19 protein-coding genes, 1 tRNA gene and 1 riboswitch are annotated in these 16288 nt (G+C 73.2%); of the genes, 10 read left to right on the top strand and 10 right to left on the bottom strand.

Features of this window, described 5'->3' with window-relative positions:
* The 3 genes from ACR9E3_RS32300 to ACR9E3_RS32290 form a co-directional block, all read right to left on the bottom strand.
* A partial coding sequence (locus ACR9E3_RS32300) for a serine hydrolase (RefSeq protein WP_460385164.1) occupies window positions 1–1202 on the bottom strand: 1202 nt, incomplete at its 3' end.
* A gap of 188 nt (window positions 1203–1390) precedes the next feature.
* A complete protein-coding gene (locus ACR9E3_RS32295; protein ID WP_460385162.1) occupies window positions 1391–2614 on the bottom strand; it encodes a cytochrome P450 in 1224 nt (407 codons plus the stop codon).
* Window positions 2595–2972 carry a hypothetical protein gene (locus ACR9E3_RS32290; RefSeq protein ID WP_460385160.1) on the bottom strand — a complete coding sequence of 126 codons (378 nt, stop codon included), beginning with the start codon at window positions 2970–2972 and terminating at the stop codon, window positions 2595–2597. Before ACR9E3_RS32290 ends, ACR9E3_RS32295 begins: the two co-directional genes overlap by 20 nt.
* Before the next feature lie 4 nt (window positions 2973–2976).
* Here ACR9E3_RS32290 and ACR9E3_RS32285 point away from each other — a divergent pair, with 4 nt between their 5' ends.
* From ACR9E3_RS32285 to ACR9E3_RS32260, 6 genes are all read left to right on the top strand, one after another.
* Window positions 2977–3438 (top strand): thermonuclease family protein, encoded by a 462-nt coding sequence (locus ACR9E3_RS32285; protein ID WP_460385159.1) that lies wholly within the window; start codon window positions 2977–2979, stop codon window positions 3436–3438.
* A 1-nt stretch (window position 3439) separates the two neighbouring features.
* Window positions 3440–3796, top strand: a complete 357-nt coding sequence (locus tag ACR9E3_RS32280) for a hypothetical protein (RefSeq protein WP_460385157.1) — start codon at window positions 3440–3442, stop codon at window positions 3794–3796.
* A gap of 501 nt (window positions 3797–4297) precedes the next feature.
* Window positions 4298–4915 (top strand): TetR family transcriptional regulator, encoded by a 618-nt coding sequence (locus tag ACR9E3_RS32275; protein ID WP_460385155.1) that lies wholly within the window; start codon window positions 4298–4300, stop codon window positions 4913–4915.
* Window positions 4912–5610, top strand: coding sequence for a hemerythrin domain-containing protein (locus ACR9E3_RS32270; RefSeq protein ID WP_460385154.1), 699 nt, complete (start codon window positions 4912–4914; stop codon window positions 5608–5610). The genes ACR9E3_RS32275 and ACR9E3_RS32270 overlap by 4 nt, the downstream gene beginning before the upstream one ends.
* A gap of 46 nt (window positions 5611–5656) precedes the next feature.
* Window positions 5657–5721: riboswitch (Fluoride riboswitch) on the top strand.
* A 108-nt stretch (window positions 5722–5829) separates the two neighbouring features.
* Window positions 5830–6429, top strand: a complete 600-nt coding sequence (locus ACR9E3_RS32265; protein ID WP_460385153.1) for a hypothetical protein — start codon at window positions 5830–5832, stop codon at window positions 6427–6429.
* A 4-nt stretch (window positions 6430–6433) separates the two neighbouring features.
* Window positions 6434–6619, top strand: a complete 186-nt coding sequence (locus ACR9E3_RS32260) for a hypothetical protein (RefSeq protein WP_460385152.1) — start codon at window positions 6434–6436, stop codon at window positions 6617–6619.
* 11 nt (window positions 6620–6630) lie between these two features.
* On the opposite strand, the gene ACR9E3_RS32255 is transcribed toward ACR9E3_RS32260, so the two are convergent.
* Together ACR9E3_RS32255 and ACR9E3_RS32250 are read right to left on the bottom strand one after the other, a co-directional pair.
* On the bottom strand, window positions 6631–7524 hold the full coding sequence (locus ACR9E3_RS32255; RefSeq protein ID WP_460385150.1) for a CHAD domain-containing protein: 894 nt from the start codon (window positions 7522–7524) through the stop codon (window positions 6631–6633).
* A 101-nt stretch (window positions 7525–7625) separates the two neighbouring features.
* Entirely contained in the window at window positions 7626–9149 is a 1524-nt protein-coding gene (locus tag ACR9E3_RS32250) for an FAD-dependent oxidoreductase (RefSeq protein WP_460385148.1), read from the bottom strand.
* A gap of 244 nt (window positions 9150–9393) precedes the next feature.
* Between ACR9E3_RS32250 and ACR9E3_RS32245 the strand changes: the two genes are divergently transcribed.
* Entirely contained in the window at window positions 9394–10242 is an 849-nt protein-coding gene (locus ACR9E3_RS32245; RefSeq protein ID WP_460385147.1) for a bestrophin-like domain, read from the top strand.
* On the opposite strand, the gene ACR9E3_RS32240 is transcribed toward ACR9E3_RS32245, so the two are convergent.
* From ACR9E3_RS32240 to ACR9E3_RS32230, 3 genes are all read right to left on the bottom strand, one after another.
* The gene (locus tag ACR9E3_RS32240) at window positions 10239–11243 is read right to left on the bottom strand and encodes a heparin lyase I family protein (protein WP_460385146.1); all 1005 of its coding nucleotides are present in this window, start codon (window positions 11241–11243) and stop codon (window positions 10239–10241) included. The genes ACR9E3_RS32245 and ACR9E3_RS32240 overlap by 4 nt on opposite strands.
* Window positions 11244–11685: 442 nt before the next feature.
* Complete coding sequence (locus ACR9E3_RS32235; RefSeq protein ID WP_460385145.1) at window positions 11686–11979, bottom strand: DUF3303 domain-containing protein; 294 nt, start codon at window positions 11977–11979, stop codon at window positions 11686–11688.
* A 249-nt stretch (window positions 11980–12228) separates the two neighbouring features.
* A complete protein-coding gene (locus ACR9E3_RS32230) occupies window positions 12229–12843 on the bottom strand; it encodes a CGNR zinc finger domain-containing protein (protein ID WP_460385144.1) in 615 nt (204 codons plus the stop codon).
* A 108-nt stretch (window positions 12844–12951) separates the two neighbouring features.
* Between ACR9E3_RS32230 and ACR9E3_RS32225 the strand changes: the two genes are divergently transcribed.
* Window positions 12952–13947, top strand: coding sequence for a quinone oxidoreductase family protein (locus tag ACR9E3_RS32225; RefSeq protein ID WP_460385143.1), 996 nt, complete (start codon window positions 12952–12954; stop codon window positions 13945–13947).
* A complete protein-coding gene (locus ACR9E3_RS32220; protein WP_460385141.1) occupies window positions 13944–15089 on the top strand; it encodes an enolase C-terminal domain-like protein in 1146 nt (381 codons plus the stop codon). The genes ACR9E3_RS32225 and ACR9E3_RS32220 overlap by 4 nt, the downstream gene beginning before the upstream one ends.
* A gap of 160 nt (window positions 15090–15249) precedes the next feature.
* On the opposite strand, the gene ACR9E3_RS32215 is transcribed toward ACR9E3_RS32220, so the two are convergent.
* Both ACR9E3_RS32215 and ACR9E3_RS32210 read right to left on the bottom strand, forming a co-directional pair.
* Window positions 15250–15325: transfer RNA gene (locus ACR9E3_RS32215), tRNA-Arg, on the bottom strand.
* A gap of 37 nt (window positions 15326–15362) precedes the next feature.
* A complete protein-coding gene (locus ACR9E3_RS32210; protein WP_460385140.1) occupies window positions 15363–15644 on the bottom strand; it encodes an amphi-Trp domain-containing protein in 282 nt (93 codons plus the stop codon).
* 221 nt (window positions 15645–15865) lie between these two features.
* Here ACR9E3_RS32210 and ACR9E3_RS32205 point away from each other — a divergent pair.
* Window positions 15866–16288, top strand: a 423-nt coding sequence (locus ACR9E3_RS32205; protein WP_460385139.1) for a DUF6194 family protein, incomplete at its 3' end; no start/stop codon positions are given.

Genomic DNA, 16288 nt, shown 5'->3' with positions numbered 1-16288 from the left:
GGCCGGACCGCCACCGCGCTCGCGGCGGCCCGCGACAGGGCCTCGACGAGGTCGATCCCGTCCGCCTCGCTCGCCTGCTGCCCGACCATCGCGGCCAGGAGGACGGGGTGGCCGGACACGGTCACGATGCCGACCGACCCCGTGACCCACCGCCCGTCGTCGGCGTCGACGGACATCCAGCCGTTCTTCAGCGCCGGGGTCGTCCCCGGGTCGGCGGCGGCGCTGACGCCCCAGCGCTGGTCGTCCACGACGTGGGTCATGAGGTCGTGCGCGAGCGCGCGGGAGTCCGCGTCGAGCGGCGAGGGCCCGGTCAGCGCCGCGAGCAGCGCGAGCTGGTCGGAGGCCGGCGTCCTCGTGTCGCCCCAGTGGTCGACGAGGTGGGTGTCGCGCAGGCCGAGGCGCTGGTTGACGGCGTCGATGGCGGGCACGCCGCCGACGCCCTCCCACAGGGCCGAGGCGGCCTCGTTGTCGCTCTGCTGCATCATCCGCGTCGCCAGGTCCATGGTCGCGGACGGGATCGGCTCGCCGGACCCCTGGTGCTGGAGCAGCAGGGTCTCGAGGACGTCGAGCTTGACCACGCTCGCCGTGGGCACGGGATTGTCGGCCGCGTAGCCGAACGTCCGGCCGGTCACGGTGTCGACAGCGGCCACCGAGACGTGCCCGACGGCGCGGGCGGGCACCAGCGCGTCGATCCGAGCGGTCGCGTCGCGCGCGACCTCGGCCGGATAGACCGGTCGGACCGCGGCGGGCGGCGGCACCGCCACCGGAGCGGGCGCGGGCGGCGGGGTCGGGATCGGGGCCGGGGTCGACCAGGGGTGCAGCTCGCCGGTCGCCGTCGCCACGACCGCACCGAGCACCAGCGTGAGCAGGACCGCCCGGCGCCGCCCCCGCCGCCGGAGCTTCGGCGCCGGCGGCACGACCGGCGCGGGTGTGGCCCGCGGGACGGTCAGGAGCTCGGCGGGGACAAGGGTCCGCGGGACCGTCGGCCGGTCCATCGGTGACGGCGCCGTGGTCCGCGCGAGCTCGGGGCCGCCGCGGACGGGCCGGCGGACGGGTCGGCGCGCGGGCCGGCGGCGGATCTTCTTGCGCGGCAGGACCGTGACCGCCTCGGGGCCGCCCCAGCCGTCCCCGTCGTCGCGCAGGTCCGGCTCGTCGCCGAACAGCGTCGCCGTCAACCCCCGGTCCAGCGTGTCCGTGTCCACGATCGCCCCCACCGCCTCCTGCCCGACACCGGCCCGCCGGTGCCGACGACCCCCCGAGGTGCCGGTGGGCACCCACGTCCCGCACGCTGGCGGTCTGTGACGGGTGAGTCAAGAGTGACACGTGTGACTGATGTGGTGACAGCGACCGACGGTCGGCGCCAACGGCTCTCCGCGTGACGGACGTGCTCTCACCTCGAGCGGGGACCGGGGGAGAAGCGGACCGGCAGCGACGTCAGGGCGTGGGCCCAGTTCGAGTCCAGGTACACGGGGTCGCCGTCGAGGGCGAGGTCGGGCAGGCGTCGGGGGAGCTCGGAGAACAGGACGCGGAGCTCGAGCCGAGCGAGCTGGTTGCCGAGGCACGCGTGGGGCCCGCCGCCGCCGAACGCGCGGTGCTCGGGCTTCTCCCGGGTGATGTCGAACCGGTCCGGGTCCTCGTTGAGGTCGCCGTCGCGCGAGGCCGACGAGAACCAGGTGACGACCTTCTCGCCCTCGGCGATCGGCTGCCCCTCGATCTCGGTGTCGCAGGTGGCGGTGCGGGCGAAGTACTTCACCACCGACGTCCAGCGCAGGATCTCCTCGACGGCCTGCGGGACGATCTCGGGCCGGTCGCGCAGCGTGGACCACTGGTCGTGGGCGAGCAGCGCGAGGGTGCCGGTCGCGATGGTGTTGCGGGTGGTGTCGTTGCCGGCGAACACCAGGAGCCCGAAGAACGTGAGGATCTCCTCGGGGGCCAGGTGCTGCCCGTCGACCTCCGCCCTGCTCAGGCGGGTGACGAGGGTGTCGCCGCCGGCGGCCATCTGCCGCTCGATCTGTTGGTGGAGGTAGCCGACCATCTCGCCGAACACCGCCGTCGCCCCGGCCGGCTCGTCGGACTGCTGGGCACGCTCGATCTGGTGGGTCCAGTCGTAGAGCTGGTCGACGTCGTCGTCGGGGATGCCCAGCAGCCCCGCGAGCACCCGTAGCGGGATGGGCACGGCGATGTCGCCGGCCAGGTCGGCGTGGCCCCGCTCGACGACGCCGTCGATCACGTCGGTGACCACCGCGCGGACCGTGCCCTCCATGCCGGCGATCGCTTTCGGGGTGAACACCGACGCGAGGATGCGTCGGTAGTCCCGGTGCTCGGGCGGGTCCTTGAACAGCAGGACCTGGCGCAGGAAGTCCAGCGGCGCGACCTGGTCGGGGTGCAGGAAGATGCCCCCACGGTGGTTGGAGAACGTCGCCGGGTCCTTGCTCACCGCGGTGACGTCCTCGTCGCGGGTGACCGACCAGAAGCGGTGCCCGTCCGGCCCGGTCCCGGGGTGCACCGGGCACCCGTCCCGCAGGCGGGCGAACAGCTCGTGCGGCGGGCCCTGCTTGTGCAGCGCGCGGTCCATCGGGTCGACGGCGGTCAGGTCATCGCTCGTGGCGGGCATCGTCGGCCTCCCCTTTTGAATCAATATTCGAAACGGTAGCGACTCGATGTCCTCCCGTCGATGCCCGCGGTAACGCCGCCCCCGACATCTGCGACGTCGTGTCACAACGCGTGGAGATCTCGTCGGGGAGGAGTCCGGTGCGGCAGGCGTACAAGGTCTGGCTGGGGATCGCGGTCGGGGTGTTCATCGTGGTGGCGGCCACGGACATCAGCACCGCCTCGCCGACGCCCACCGCGGCGTCGTCGCGGACGCCGGTGGTCACGCCGACGGCGAGTCCCGCGCCGACGAGCACGACGACGTCGTCGTCACCCACCACCACGACCGCTCCGGTGGCGGAGGGCGAGACCGTCACGGTCACCGACGTGATCGACGGCGACACCCTCGAGGTCTCCGGCGGCCGGCGCGTGCGGCTCCTGGGCATCGACGCCTGTGAGATGAGCACCCGCGGCGGACGCGAGGCCAAGGACCAGCTGGAGGGCTTCCTCGCGGACGGTCAGGTCCGGCTGATCGCGGACGGCGCGCGCGACCGAGACGGCTCCGGGCGCCTGCTGCGTCGCGTCGAGACCACGGGCTCGACCGACCTGGGCGAGCTGATGGTCGTCTACCCCACGGTCGGCGTGTACCAGGGCCGCAACGACGCCTCCCCGGCCTACATGTCGCAGCTGCGGGCGGCCGACTACGGCGAGCGCGACTGCTCGGGGACCCCTGCCGTCGCCGAGAGCGGGAGTGGCGGGGACGTCGACGTGGACCTCGGCGACGGCGACAGCGGCCTCCCCGACGGCGCGCTGACCGGTGGCTACTGCGCGCGCAAGTGGTGGTGCTGAGATGGCCCGGCGGTCCCGGGGAAGTCCCGCGGCGGTGGTCGTCGGCGGGCTGCTCCTTCTCGGTGTCGTGATCCTCATCGTCAAGTGGGTCCTGATCACCGCGGCGATCCTCGCGATCCCGTTCGGCATCTGGTTCGCGTACGACCGGGCCGCCCAGCGCCGCGCCCGGCGCGCCGCGGAGGCCGTCGTCGCGCGGCGGCACGAGATCGAGTCGCGGGCGGTCCTGGACGCCGCGGGCGGGTGCGGGTGGTGCGGCATGGCGTCGGGGCACCGCGACCACCGCACCGGCTGGGCGATCACGCCGCGCGCCTACCACCGCCACGAGATCGAGCAGACCCTCGCGCAGCTCCCGGCGTGACGGTGATGACGACGATCGGTCGCTACAGCAGGAGCGCCCACGACGGCGGTCCCCCCCGACCACGCGGGCGCGTGTCCTCCGTGGCACCTCTGCCACTGGTGCCCGTGCGCCCACGACCACCCCGATCGGCCGCATCGCGGCCATCAGCATCAGCGGGTTGCCGAGGAGGCGCAGTGGCGCCACGGGCGGCACGTCGGCGACTGATCTCGGGTCGTAGCCGGGGCACTCCCGGCCGCCGCTCCCGGCCGTCGCTCGCGTCGCCTCTCCATTTCGATCTCCCGAGACTGTCAGCAGCGTGTACGGGTCGGCCCGGGTGCGGATGTTCCTGGTGACACTCTCGGAAGATCGAAATGGAGAGGTCGGCACCGGCGTTCCCATCGCCAATCGCTGAACGCCGAGATCGGGCGAGACCGAGCATTCTGAGGGTCGCTCTGCGCACCCACCCGCCGCCAGCCGGTAACGTCGTTGTATTCACTACATGCGTGTTCTAGGTTGAGGCGCATGGCCGAGCCGACCAGGACCTACCGGTCCCCACGCCGTGCGATGCAGGCCGCGCAGACGCGCACCGAGGTGATCAGCGCCGCGCGAGCCTTGTTCGGCGAGCGGGGCTGGGCGGCCACCGGCATGCGGGACGTGGCCCGGGCCGCCGGGGTGTCCGTCGAGACGATCTACGGGACGCTTGGGGGGAAGGTCGCCCTGCTGACTGCGGCGATCGACGGGGCGGTCGTCGGCGACGACGAGCCGGTGCCGCTCGCCGAGCGCCCGCAGTTCCTCGCGTTGGCACAGGGCGATCTGGCCGAGCGCGCGGACGCCGCGGCCGCCCTCATCACCGACATCCACGTCCGCACGATCGGGCTCCAACTCGCGCTGCGCGAGGGCGCCGGGAGCGAGCCGGCGTTGGCCGAGGTCCGGGCCGCTCAGGAACGCAACCGCTACAGCACCACGGGCGACGGCATGCGTGTCGTCCTGGACCGGCCCGTGGAGACCCGTGAGCTCGACCTCTTCTGGGCCCAGACGTGCCCCGAGGTCTACGACCTGCTCGTCAACCAGTCGCACTGGACCGTCGAGCAGTACCAGGAATGGGTCCGCACCCTGATCACGAATCTGGAGCAGAGATGACGACGAACGAGAACGGGCCGGCCGACACCCGCATGATGGGGATCGTCCACGACGCCCTGCGTCGCGACCTCGGCCGCACCCGCCGGGCACTCGCCGTCGAGCCGCCGACGGTCCGTCGACACGCGATCGCCGGACACATCGGATGGCTCATGGACTTCCTGCACGCCCACCACACCGGCGAGGACGACGGGCTCTATCCGTTGATCCGGAGACTGCACCCCGGGGCGGAGGAGCTGCTCGACGCGATGGACGCCGATCATGCCGCGATCGATCCGGCGATCGAGCGGTTCCGGGCCGCCGCGCGACGCTGGGACGACACCGGCGCCAGGGACGATCGGGACGCGCTGCTCGCCGCGCTCGACGAGCTCGAGGCCGTGCTCGTGCCCCACCTCGACCGCGAGGAGGCCGAGGCGATGCCCGTCGTGTCGGCGACGATCACCCACCGGCAGTGGCACGACTGGGACCAGCGGTTCAACATCGCGCCGAAGTCCCTGCCGACGTTGGCCGAGGAAGGCAACTGGCTGCTCGACGGGCTCGACGCGGAACGGCGCGCCGTGGTCGAGGCCGAGGTGCCCTGGTTGCCGCGTCAGATCGTCCTGCACGTGTTCGGACCCGGCTACCGCCGTCGCGCGGCCGCTCGGTGGACCGAGGACGTCGTCGCGGGCGAGGGCGCCGACCTGCAGGATCTCTCCTGACAGCCGCTCTCCGGGCTGGTGCCACGCGCCCGGAGAGGTCTACCTTGTCCTGACAGGCGATGGGGCTCGCCTTCAACCGCAGGTCTTCCTGCTGACGGTCCCTGTTCGGTTCCGACCGTTCAGGAGGCCGCATGCGCCCACCTCTCGTTCGTCGCTCCCGGTCACCTCCTGTCGGGCCGTTCCCGCGTGCCAACCCGTCCAGGAGAAGGAAGACCGACGATGACCACACCGACGCACGACCCCACGCCCTCGGGCGTCCCGCTGCTCGCCCGCGGGAAGCACCGCGACCCCGCCGACGGCGCCTGCCTCATGGAGTACGTCTCCGTCCTGTCCGGAGCGCACTTCACCGACCGTCCCCGGTGCACGCACCCGCTGCTGGGCTGGCTGGCCCGGCGCGTCAACGACCAGGTCGACGACGCCGTCCGCGCCCGCCTGACCGGCGTCGCCCCGGCGCTCGTCGGCACACGGGTGCACGGCCCGCGCGCACGAGGCGTGGTGCGCGCCGTGGTCTACGGCGAGCTCGCCGCCACGGGGCTGGTCGGCGCGCCGCGCGATCCCTGGCTGCGCGACCTCCGGGACCGTGCCGAGGAACACCTCGTCCAGCGCGTCACCGGGCTCCGGTCGCTGGGCGCGACCGACCGCAACCACGCCTTCGAAGCGGCGTGCGAGGCCGTGCGCGACCTCGACCGCGAGGGCCGCGACCGGCTGCTCACGGCGGCCCTGGTCAGGAGCGTGACCCGGGCGCGGCGGCACCTCGGCGTGCCGGAGGTCGGGGTCCTCCTGCTCGACGCCGATCGCCCGGCCGCCGTCCTAGACTGAGGCCATGACGGCGTTCGGCGGCATCTTCCGCTCCCCGAAGCTCGAGGGCGTCGAGGAGTCGGACGACGACGGGGAGCGAGCCCGCTTCGTCGGGCTCGACCTCGAGAGCGGCGTCGTGCGCGTCCGCGCTGCGGCACGCTCCGAGGAACCGGACGAGGACGACGAGCGCCCGGACCCACCGGCGGAGTGACGCCGACCGGGTCAGCCGGGCCAGGACGCCCGCGACCCGTGGGTGAGCTCGGCGAGCGCGACCTCCGCGCGCGCCGACGCGTCGACGCCGCGACGGGTGGCCTCGGCGTACATGAGGCCGTAGGTGAAACCCGGTTCGCCCGCCTCGTGGGCGAGATCGACGAGCTCGAGCAGCACCTCGCGGAGGACCACGGTGTCCTGGTGGTCGCCGAGACAGGTCTGCACCGTCTTCGCCCGGGACGCCACGCGCTTGGCGTCCCGGCCGTGCACCGGTTCGACCGACTCCGCGGCGTAGCGCAGGCGCTTGGCCGTCTTGCGGACCTCGTGCAGCAGCTCGGCGCGCTCGTGCTCCGTGCCCGCGCGCTCCGCGGCCTTCACGGCGGCGCGCAGGCGGCGATCGTCGCGGCGCACGCAGCGGGTGAGGACGGCGGCGGCGTCCGCCGTCGCGAGGTCGGTGAGCGGCGCGTCGGCGAGCAGTCGCTCGAGCCCGGCGATCAGCTCGGTGAAGCGGGCGCCGTCGAGGACGGTGACGAGCTCGCGGTGGGCCCGGCGGTAGCGCCGGCGCAGCACGGCGTGCACGCGCTGGTCGACGGGGCCGAGGACGAGCGCTTCGGGCACCGTCGCGAGCAGGTCCGCGAGCTGCTCCTCGGCGACCTCGGCGTCGCGCGCGTCCCCGGCCACACCGGCGACCCACCGGAGCTCATCGCGCAACGGATCGGTCGCCTCCCGTCGCAGCACCGGGCGGTAGGTCGCGAGCACGGTGCGCAGGGTCCGCGCGCTCACGCGGAACTGGTGGACCGAGTCGGCCTCGTCGGACCGCACCGGCTCGACCGTCCCGCGCAGCGTGCTCACCCGCGCGCCCACGATGTCGAGCACGACGGCACCGGCGCCGGCCTGGGTGTCCACGAGATCGTCCTACCACCGACGAAACCGCTCCGGTGGCCTCGATCCGGACACGACATCGGCGGCACGGGCGTGCGATGGACGCAGATCGACGTCGGGCTCGATCAGGCTGACGCCGGCACCAGGTAGGAGTCGAGGAAGGTGTCGAGCGCGGCGAGCCCGGCCGCGTCGGCGCGAGTGGCGCGGAAGCCGACGTGTCCGTCGGGCCTGACCAGCAGTGCGCGCGACGCGGGCCGGGAACCGTCGGTGTCCCGGACGATGTCGACGAGCCCGCGCCAGCGGCGGTCCAGCTGCTCGATGCCGGCGGCGTCCGCAGTGCCGGAGATCAGCAGGTGGTGCGCCGCGCCGGACAGCGTCGCGCGGCCCGGGAAGCGCTCGCCCGGACCCGGCCCCGTGATGGCCTCCGCCCCCGGCTCGACGTGCTCTCCGACGATGGGGCTGTCGGCGTAGCTCACGTCGAGCAGGCACCGTGACCGGGCCAGGGCGTCCCGTTGGGCGGGGCTCGGCGGAGCCGGGCGAACCCCGGTGCGCGCGGCTTCGACCGCCGCGCGGGCACCGGCGTCGATGCGGCGGGAGACGTCGAGCACCTGGTGGTCGGCGGCGAGGCGCTCGATCTCGAAGCTCTCCAGCAGCGCGGGCCGCGCGTGCCCGCCCACCGCGAGCGCGAGCTTCCACGCGATGTCCTGGGCGTCGTGCAGGCCGGCGTTCAGGCCCTCGCCGCCGAACGGGCTCGACAGGTGGCCGGCGTCGCCGAGGAGGAAGCGGCGGCCCTCGGCCAGGCGCGGGACGACACGCTGGTGCATGTGGAACGACGCCGCCCATCCGACGTCCTCCACCGTGACATCGGCGGTGAGGCGCCGGCCGATCCCGGCCGCGACGACCTCGGCCGGAGTCGTGCGCTCCAGCTCCGTCGTCTCGGCGTCGTCGAGGTCGCCGACGAACGTGAGCCAGCGATCCCCTGGGAGCGGCACGAGCAGGACGAAGCCCTCGGGCGTGGCGGCGAGGTTCGAGGCGTCCCGGGCCAGGCCGCAGCGCACGCCGACGTCGGCCGCCAGCACCGTCCCCGGGTAGGTGAAGCCCTCGAGTGTCTCCGCCATCGATTCCCGCATGATGCTGTGGGCGCCGCCGGCGCCGATGACCCACGCCGCCTCGACGGCGCTCGCCGTCCCGTCAGCCCGGTCGAGCCGGACCAGCACACCGTCGTCGCGCTCCTCCACGGACGAGGCCGCGACGCCGCGCTCGACCGTGCCGCCGAGCTCGGTGAGCCGCTCGGTGAGGATCTGCTCCGTACGCCACTGGGGCAGGCTGCACTGGAACGTCCACGGACAGTCGATGTCGGCGTACGGCATCTCGCTGACGAGGTCCAGGTTCGCGTCGACCACCCGGGCGCACTTCACGTGCACGGACGCGGCCAGCACCTCGTCGACCATCCCGGAACAGGCGAGGAGCTCGAGCGTCCCCGGCTGGACCGCCGTGGCGCGGGTCTGGTGGTGCGGTTCGGGCAGGCGGTCCAGGACCCGGGCGGCGACGCCGCGCCGCGCCAGCTCGACCGCGGCGAACAGGCCCGACGGGCCGGCGCCGATGACCACCACGTCGGTGTCGGTCCCGTGAGAGCTGACTGATCCCATGTCTCGACCCCGAATCCTCGCGTGACGGGCGGGCATCATTCTCCCGGTCGCCCGTCGACGGATCCATGATTCGTCCGGGCGGTCGGCGATGGGCATTCGCGACGGAAGCGCCGCCATTGCTCCGGTGCCGATCGAAAGTGTCGAAGAGTGCTCGTACCGCTACCGGCTGTATGTCCTTCCCGAACGGTCGTGGTCCGAGGTGCTGGACGCGAGTGGTCCGGTCCGGCAATGGTGCTGTCGGTGAGTGCCGTCGCGGTCCAGGATTCGCCGGCCGACCCGCCCGGAATTCCATCGTCCGCTGCAAGGGAGTGGGATGACCGACCTGCCGATCTGGCTGACCGGATTGCTGTTGATCGTGGTGCTGCCCGCTGCGGTGGTCGTGATCCAGATCGTGCTGCGTCGACACTGGCCCGCCCTGCGCCAAGGCGACCACAACGAGGTCGCCGGATTCATCATCGCGGTGGTCGGAGTGATCTACGCGGTGCTGCTGGCGTTCGTCGTCATCGTGAGCTGGGAGAACTTCAGCCACGCCGAGCAGGTCGTGGGCGACGAGGCCAGCGCCCTGCGCACCATCTACCGCGACAGCGGCGCCTTCCCGCCGGAACTGCGCGACCAACTGCACGGCGACGTCCGGCGCTACGCCGTCGCGGTGGTGGACGTCGAGTGGCCGGCGATGGCGCGTGGGGAACCCGGTTCGCCCGAGGTCACGCGCATCCTCGACGAGACCTCGCAGACGCTGGCGACGATGCCGATCACGACGCCGGCCCAACAGCAGTACCAGGGGATCGAGGCCGAACGGTTCAACGATCTGGTCACCGCGCGCTCGCATCGCCTGGACTTCGTCGAGCAGGGCGTCCCGGTGGTGCTGTGGATCGCCTTGATCGTCGGTGCGGTGGTGACGATCGGCTTCGCCCTGATCTTCGGCATGCGCAGCACGCTGCTCCACACCCTGATGACGGCGAGCCTGTCCGCCCTGATCGGCGTGCTGCTGTTCGTCGCCGTGGCGATCGACCACCCCTTCGCCGGCGACGTCGCGGTGCACCCCGCGCCCCTCGAACGGGTCCTGTCCGACTTCGGCGAGCAGCCGAACTAGGGCGAGCCGGTGTCGTCGGAGGTCGACCGGCTCTCCGTGTCCCCGCTCTCCGCGCGCCCGGTCTCCGCCTCGCCGCGCGACGACATGGACGCCGGGGCTGTCCGGGGGTGCCGAGGCGTGGTCCGGAGGCGCCCGTCCGCGTCGGACCCCTCGGATCCTCGCCGGACGGATTCGCCGGACGTCGCCTCGCGCCGGTCGTCCGAGGAATGGCGCGCCGTCGTGGAGCCGTCGCGTGGTCGGTCCGCGCGGTCGGGATCCGTGTCAGCACGTCCGTGCTCGATGCGCCACTCGCTGACGCGCGCCGCGCTCGGTCTCGCGATGGTCTTGTCCCGGTGTAGGCCGACCCTGAGGTAGCTCTCTTGACCCGGGTAGAGGGTGCCGCCGCGGGGGCGAGCTCCGTCGACGACGAGCCCTCCGTCCCGCCAGACGCTGACACCGGCCTTCGCGGGGTCGGCGGAGAACCGCACGAGGACCCGGAGGTGCGTCCACTCGCCGACGGGGGCGTGTCCGAGGGTGCGGGTGAAGGTCCGCGGCCCCGAGGGGTGGCCCTCGCCGCCGTGCAGGACGAGATCGCCGCCCTGCACGCGGAGGTCCAGAGGCGCGCGCCCCGGGCCGTCGTTCTCCCACCGGGCGATGACGTGACGCGCTGCGGAGCTCGTGGCGAGATCGCCGTCCAGCCGCACCGAGAAGGTCAGGTCGTGCTGACCTCCCTCGTGCACGGTCGGGATGGCGGGCTCGAGCTCGCTGCGCTGTCCGGGGCCGGTCAGGCGGAACGACACCTCCTCGCGGTCCACCCGGGGCGCCGTGGTCCCGACGGTGCTCCAGGAGGTACGACCGAAGGCGCCGGGACCGTCGGCGCGCCACACCGTCCGTGCCGGAGCTCCGCTCGACTCCGCGACCACCGTCGCGGGCTCCGACGAGGCCGACGACCCCGACGGCGCGCGGGCCGGTGCGGCGGCGTGCTCGTCCGGCGCCGAGGCCTCCGGGGTTGACGGGGGCACGGGGAGCACGCCGGGGCCCGCGCTCGGCGCTCCCGGCGATCCGTGCGACCCGGCCGCGGGTGGGAGGTGCGATGTGCCGCGCCACCACGGCGCCGCCGTACCGGCGACGGCGACCCCGCCGGCGAGAGCACCGATGGCGACCACGGACGCCGCACGGGCTCGCGTGACCCGCGGTGGCCGGCGGTGCGAGCGCACCTCTGCCCCGCCCGCGACCGGCATCGGGCGCGGGCCGGCGCCCGTGTCGCCATGGCGTCCCATGGTCGTACCGACGATTCCCTGCTCCGGACTGCTGTCAGGGCAGGCGTTGCCGGGGACTCGGCGGGAAAATCGCCTCGCGAGCGACTTCGAGCATTCGGTCCATCGATTCACGACGATCGCGAACCGTTGCTTGCTCCGAAACGACCGATGCCACACCGTGCTCGGGCGTGGCGGTCGACGGCCGTCACGACACCGAGTCGACCCAGGCGTACGCCTTCATCGCGATGTTCACGCCCGCGTTCAACTCCACGACGGGTGTGATCTCGAGCTCGTCGTTGAGGTCTTTGAACTGCGCCGAGAACTCGAGGAGGGTCTCCACGTCACCGACGTCCAACAGGAGGAAGCCACCGTCGTTGCTGGCGGAGGTCCAGCCGGACTTGATCTCGAGACCGGCTGGAGGTGTCCATCGGGCGAATCGTTCGTAGGCGTGGCGGCCCGCCTCGCCGCCCCTGAACCGGTATCTCATCATCACGAGCATCTCGACCTCCGCAGTCGACAGGATTCGAGAAACGCATCGGCCGGCGCCCGCGGCTCGCGACTCGATGCGACGGAGGCCGTCGCCAGGACGACGTGTCGGATCGCCGATCCTGGGGTCCGGCCGACAGTTCCACCGTCCTCCCGGGTCGGCCGGCCGTCGACCCGCCCGTGGCCAGCATTGTGGCCTCCGTCCGGTCGATCCGATGGCATGGTGTGCCCTATCGACAGCGCAGTGTTCGCGCGCTCTCGATCATCTCTCGGGAGGCCGCCGACCGGTTCCGTCGTTCGGCACGCCGGACTCTGGCCTGGCGCGGCGTCGCCCGCGGTAGTCGGCCACCTTGGTCTGGTTCCCGCAGCGCTGCATGGAGCACCAGCGCCGCCGGTTGCCCTGGGTGTGATCGAGGAAGAGCAGCGAGCAGTCCGGGTGCTCGCACTCCTTGACCCGTTCCGCCGGAGCCGAGGCGATCAGGTCGATCCCGTCCCGGGCGAGGGTGCTCATCACGGCGGCCGTCGACACGTCCGTCCCGGGCTCGTGGCTGCGGCGGCCGTCGTCGTGGAGCCTGGGCGCGAGGTCGGGTCGGGCGGCCGCGCCGTTCACAAGCCGGAGATCGGCGTCGTCGGGACGCCCGCCACTCATGTGCGAGCGGACCAGACGGTGGAGCGCTTCCCGCAACTCCCGCGCGTCGTCGAGCTCCCCGCCACTCACCGTGCCCGGTGACGGCAGGCCCGCGCCGTCGAGCCAGCGCCGGAGCGCCGCGCCGTCGACCATCCGCTCGACCGGTTCCGCGCGGTGTCGGCGGCCGAACGTCGCGATGAAGTCCAGACACCACCGTCCACCGTGTCGGGGGAACTCCTCGATGCCCACACGCCCAGGCTAGCGCTTGACACCGCACGAACTGGTGTCGCACCCTGACACCTGTTCATCCGGTGTCGCCACGTCGTGTGGTGCTCGTGAGGTGGGGAGGCCTTGGGGATGCGCGCGATCCAGATCGCCGGGTTCGGACCGCCGGAGAGTCTCGGGCTCGTCGAGCTGCCCGACCCCGAGCCCGGTCGTGGCGAGGTCGCCGTCGCGGTGGAGGCAGCGGGGGTCAACCGGCTGGACGTGCTGTTCCGGTCCGGGAACTACCACCGCGGGGCGGCGTTGCCGGCGATCCCGGGGACGGAGGGCGCCGGACGGGTCGTCGCGGTCGGCGACGGCGTGCACGAGTTCGCGGTCGGCGACCGGGTGGTGGGCTGGGGCGCGACCGGAGCGCCGGGCTTCTACGCGGAGCGTGCCGTCCTGCCGGTCGAGTCGGTGGTCGCGGTCCCGGACGCGGTCGATCCGGGGGACGCGGCGGCGCTGCCGACCGCGTGGCTCTCGGCGTACTACTGCCTGGTCCACCTCGCCGAGCTCGGCGCCGGGCAGAGCGTCCTGGTGACCGCCGCCGCCAGCGGGGTCGGTGGTGCCGCGGTGCAGATCGCTGCCGGTGCGGGAGCCCGCGTGCTCGGCACGGTCAGCTCACCGGACAAGGCCGCCTGGCTGCGCGGACGAGGGGTCGAGGTCGTCGAGAGCGGCGCCGCCCACGACCTGCCGTCCGCGGTGGGCGCCGTCACCGACGGCCGGGGTGTCGACGCCGTGCTGGACCTCGTGGGCGGCGACACCTTCGCGGCCGCTCTCCGGGCCGTCGCTCGCGGCGGGCGGGTCGTGTCGATGGCCAACGTCGCGCTCGCGCCGTCGACCGTCGACACCCGGGACTTCTACCCGCGCAACGTCAGCATCTTCGGTTTCCAGATCAACGACCTGCGCGACCACGGATGGGACTCCCGCCCCGACCTGCGCGACCTGCTCAGCGGCGTCGCGGACGGACGCCTCGCCGTCGCCCGCGACTCGGCGTTCGCCCTCGCGGACGCCGCGCAGGCCCACCGGCGTCTGGAGTCTCGCGAGGCCATCGGGAAGATCATCCTGACGATGGACGGAGCCCTCGCATGACCCGCTCGACCCCGGACACGAGCGGCGCGGCAGCAGGCCGGGGCGCGGTCGAGGCTCCTGTCGTGGAGCGGGTGCGGACCCGCATCGTCGTGGTGCCGTTCGGCCGACCGCTGGCGACCAGGATCGGCCACTTCGAGCGTTGGCCACTGGTCCTGATCGACATCGACACCCGCGGCGGCCCGAGCGGGCACGCCTACCTGGCGCCCTACCGCCCGGAGGCCGCGGTGGCGATCGCCGTGCTGGTGGAGGACCTCGGCGCGAAGCTCGCCGGAGGACCGGCTACTCCGCGACGTGTCGCGGCCGTGGCGGGCGGGCTGCGCAGCCTGGCCGGCGAGCAGGGTCTGGCCCTCGCCGCACAAGCAGGTCTGGACATGGCCGTCTGGGACGTCGTCGCCAAGGACGCCGGCCGTCCGCTGGCGCACGTGCTCGGCGGAGAGCTCGCTCCGGCTGCCGCCTACAACAGCAACGGGCTGGGCCTCAACGACCCCGACACCCTCGCCGCCGAAGCTCTCGAGCTGGTCGCCGAAGGCGGCTTCACGGCGCTCAAGGTCCGGGTGGGCAGGGATCGGCCCACCGACGACCTCCGCGCGGTCCGCGCCGTGCGCGAGGCCGTCGGCCCGGACGCCGTCCTGGTCGCCGACTACAACCAGGGCCTCGACCTCGCCGAGGCCGTACCGCGCTGCCACCAGCTCGACGGCGAAGGCCTGTCCTGGATCGAGGAGCCCCTGCGGTACGACGATCTCGACGGCCACGCCCAGCTCGCCAGCGACCTCACCACCCCCGTCATGCTCGGCGAGAACTTCTACGGCCCGAAGACCCTTCTCGACGCCCTGCGCCACCGGGCCTGTGACCTCGTCATGCCCGACCTGATGCGGATCGGCGGCGTCAGCGGCTGGCTGGCGGCCGCCGCCATCGCCGACGCGACCCGGACACCGATGTCCTCGCACCTCTACCCCGAGATCACCAGCCACCTCATGGCCGTCACCCCGACCGGGGCGTGGCTCGAGTGGCAGGACTGGGCCCACCCGATCCTGACCGCGCCGTTCGAGGTGCGCGACGGCCACCTCCACCCGCCGGCCACCCCCGGCAACGGTCTGGCCTGGGACGAGCCGGCTGTGTCCCGCTACCTCCTCGCGCGCTGACCGCCGCCCTCGTACCGCGTGTTCAGCGCAGGGCGAGCGTGCCGTGGCATCGAGGGCGCCCGGCCGCTGCCGGCGAGGGATCTCGAGGAGCACGAGCGCGAGCAGCGGGCCCGTGCACGACGAGTCCGGGGGCCGAACGGTGTCGACGCGGGGTCACCGATGGCGCCCCCGGCAGGATTCGAACCTGCGACACCCGCTTTAGGAGAGCGGTGCTCTATCCCCTGAGCTACGGGGGCCCGGGGAGCAGCGTACCGACCACGAGGCCCAGGTGGATCAGGTCCGGGCCGAGCGGGCGATCGGGCCGGACGGGGCGTCGTCGCGTCCCGCGCGGGGCACCGACCACTTGAGCTCGATCTCCAGCTCCATCGTGTCACCGTGCGGCTCGATCTCGAGCTCGCAGCGCAGCTCGTCGGCCAGGTGCAGCGTCACCGGCGCTCCGGTGAGGGAGAGCTCCACGGGGCCGCCGTCGGCGATCGCCGTCGCGAGGTCCGCGAGCCACCGCGCGGTCTCCTGACGGGTCAGCGTCGCCTTCTGCTCGATCTCGCCCTTCGACATGGCCCCTCCTCGCTCCCGGTCGCCCGAGTGTGCGCGCCGCGCGGCCGGATGGGGATGCCTCGTGCCGTTTCGGGCTCGCGCCGGATCGGGAAACGCGACATCACCGCCGGCCGAGTGCTGGCGGGTGGGGCGGCTCCGTCGGGGTTGAGAAGCCAGCGCCGGCGGGGTCGTCACCTCGACCGTACCGAGTGACGTGCATCACTCGACACGGACGAGCGATCATGGACATCTGCTGTCTTGGCGGCATGGACGCCGACGAGATCGTCACCCTGCTCGCCGCCCAGCCCGGCACGCTGATCGTCGAGGCGAACGGTGACGTCTTCGCCGTCCACGACCCCGACGGCACCTACGCCGAGCGGCCCCGCAACGGCTGGGCGACGCTCGTGACGTCCGACGCGCACGACACGGCCTCGGATCTGGACCGGCCGGGCGTCTTCCGTCTCAACCTCGGGCTCCCGCGGGCGCGGCAGGCGGAGGTGCTGGACGGACGCACCGACCCCGCCGAGCACGACCTGACGGCGCGCGACGTGCTCATGCCGCACCCCGTCTACGGCAGGCTCGGCTGGGTCTGCGTGCTCAACCCCGAGAGCACGTGGCCCACGGTGCGCGGGCTCATCGACGAGGCCCACGCGCACGCGGCGCGC

Source organism: Actinomycetospora sp. C-140, assembly GCF_054796175.1.
Note: the sequence above shows the minus strand (reverse complement) of the source record. Positions and strands in the feature narration are given on the sequence as shown.

Coding starts and splice junctions, on each gene's coding strand:
- ACR9E3_RS32270 (WP_460385154.1), top strand. CDS start 4,912: ATGACGACGAACGAGAACGGGCCGGCCGACACCCGCATGATGGGGATC.
- ACR9E3_RS32225 (WP_460385143.1), top strand. CDS start 12,952: ATGCGCGCGATCCAGATCGCCGGGTTCGGACCGCCGGAGAGTCTCGGG.
- ACR9E3_RS32280 (WP_460385157.1), top strand. CDS start 3,440: ATGGCCCGGCGGTCCCGGGGAAGTCCCGCGGCGGTGGTCGTCGGCGGG.
- ACR9E3_RS32220 (WP_460385141.1), top strand. CDS start 13,944: ATGACCCGCTCGACCCCGGACACGAGCGGCGCGGCAGCAGGCCGGGGC.
- ACR9E3_RS32295 (WP_460385162.1), bottom strand. CDS start 2,614: ATGCCCGCCACGAGCGATGACCTGACCGCCGTCGACCCGATGGACCGC.
- ACR9E3_RS32265 (WP_460385153.1), top strand. CDS start 5,830: ATGACCACACCGACGCACGACCCCACGCCCTCGGGCGTCCCGCTGCTC.
- ACR9E3_RS32235 (WP_460385145.1), bottom strand. CDS start 11,979: ATGCTCGTGATGATGAGATACCGGTTCAGGGGCGGCGAGGCGGGCCGC.
- ACR9E3_RS32260 (WP_460385152.1), top strand. CDS start 6,434: ATGACGGCGTTCGGCGGCATCTTCCGCTCCCCGAAGCTCGAGGGCGTC.
- ACR9E3_RS32275 (WP_460385155.1), top strand. CDS start 4,298: ATGGCCGAGCCGACCAGGACCTACCGGTCCCCACGCCGTGCGATGCAG.
- ACR9E3_RS32210 (WP_460385140.1), bottom strand. CDS start 15,644: ATGTCGAAGGGCGAGATCGAGCAGAAGGCGACGCTGACCCGTCAGGAG.
- ACR9E3_RS32250 (WP_460385148.1), bottom strand. CDS start 9,149: ATGGGATCAGTCAGCTCTCACGGGACCGACACCGACGTGGTGGTCATC.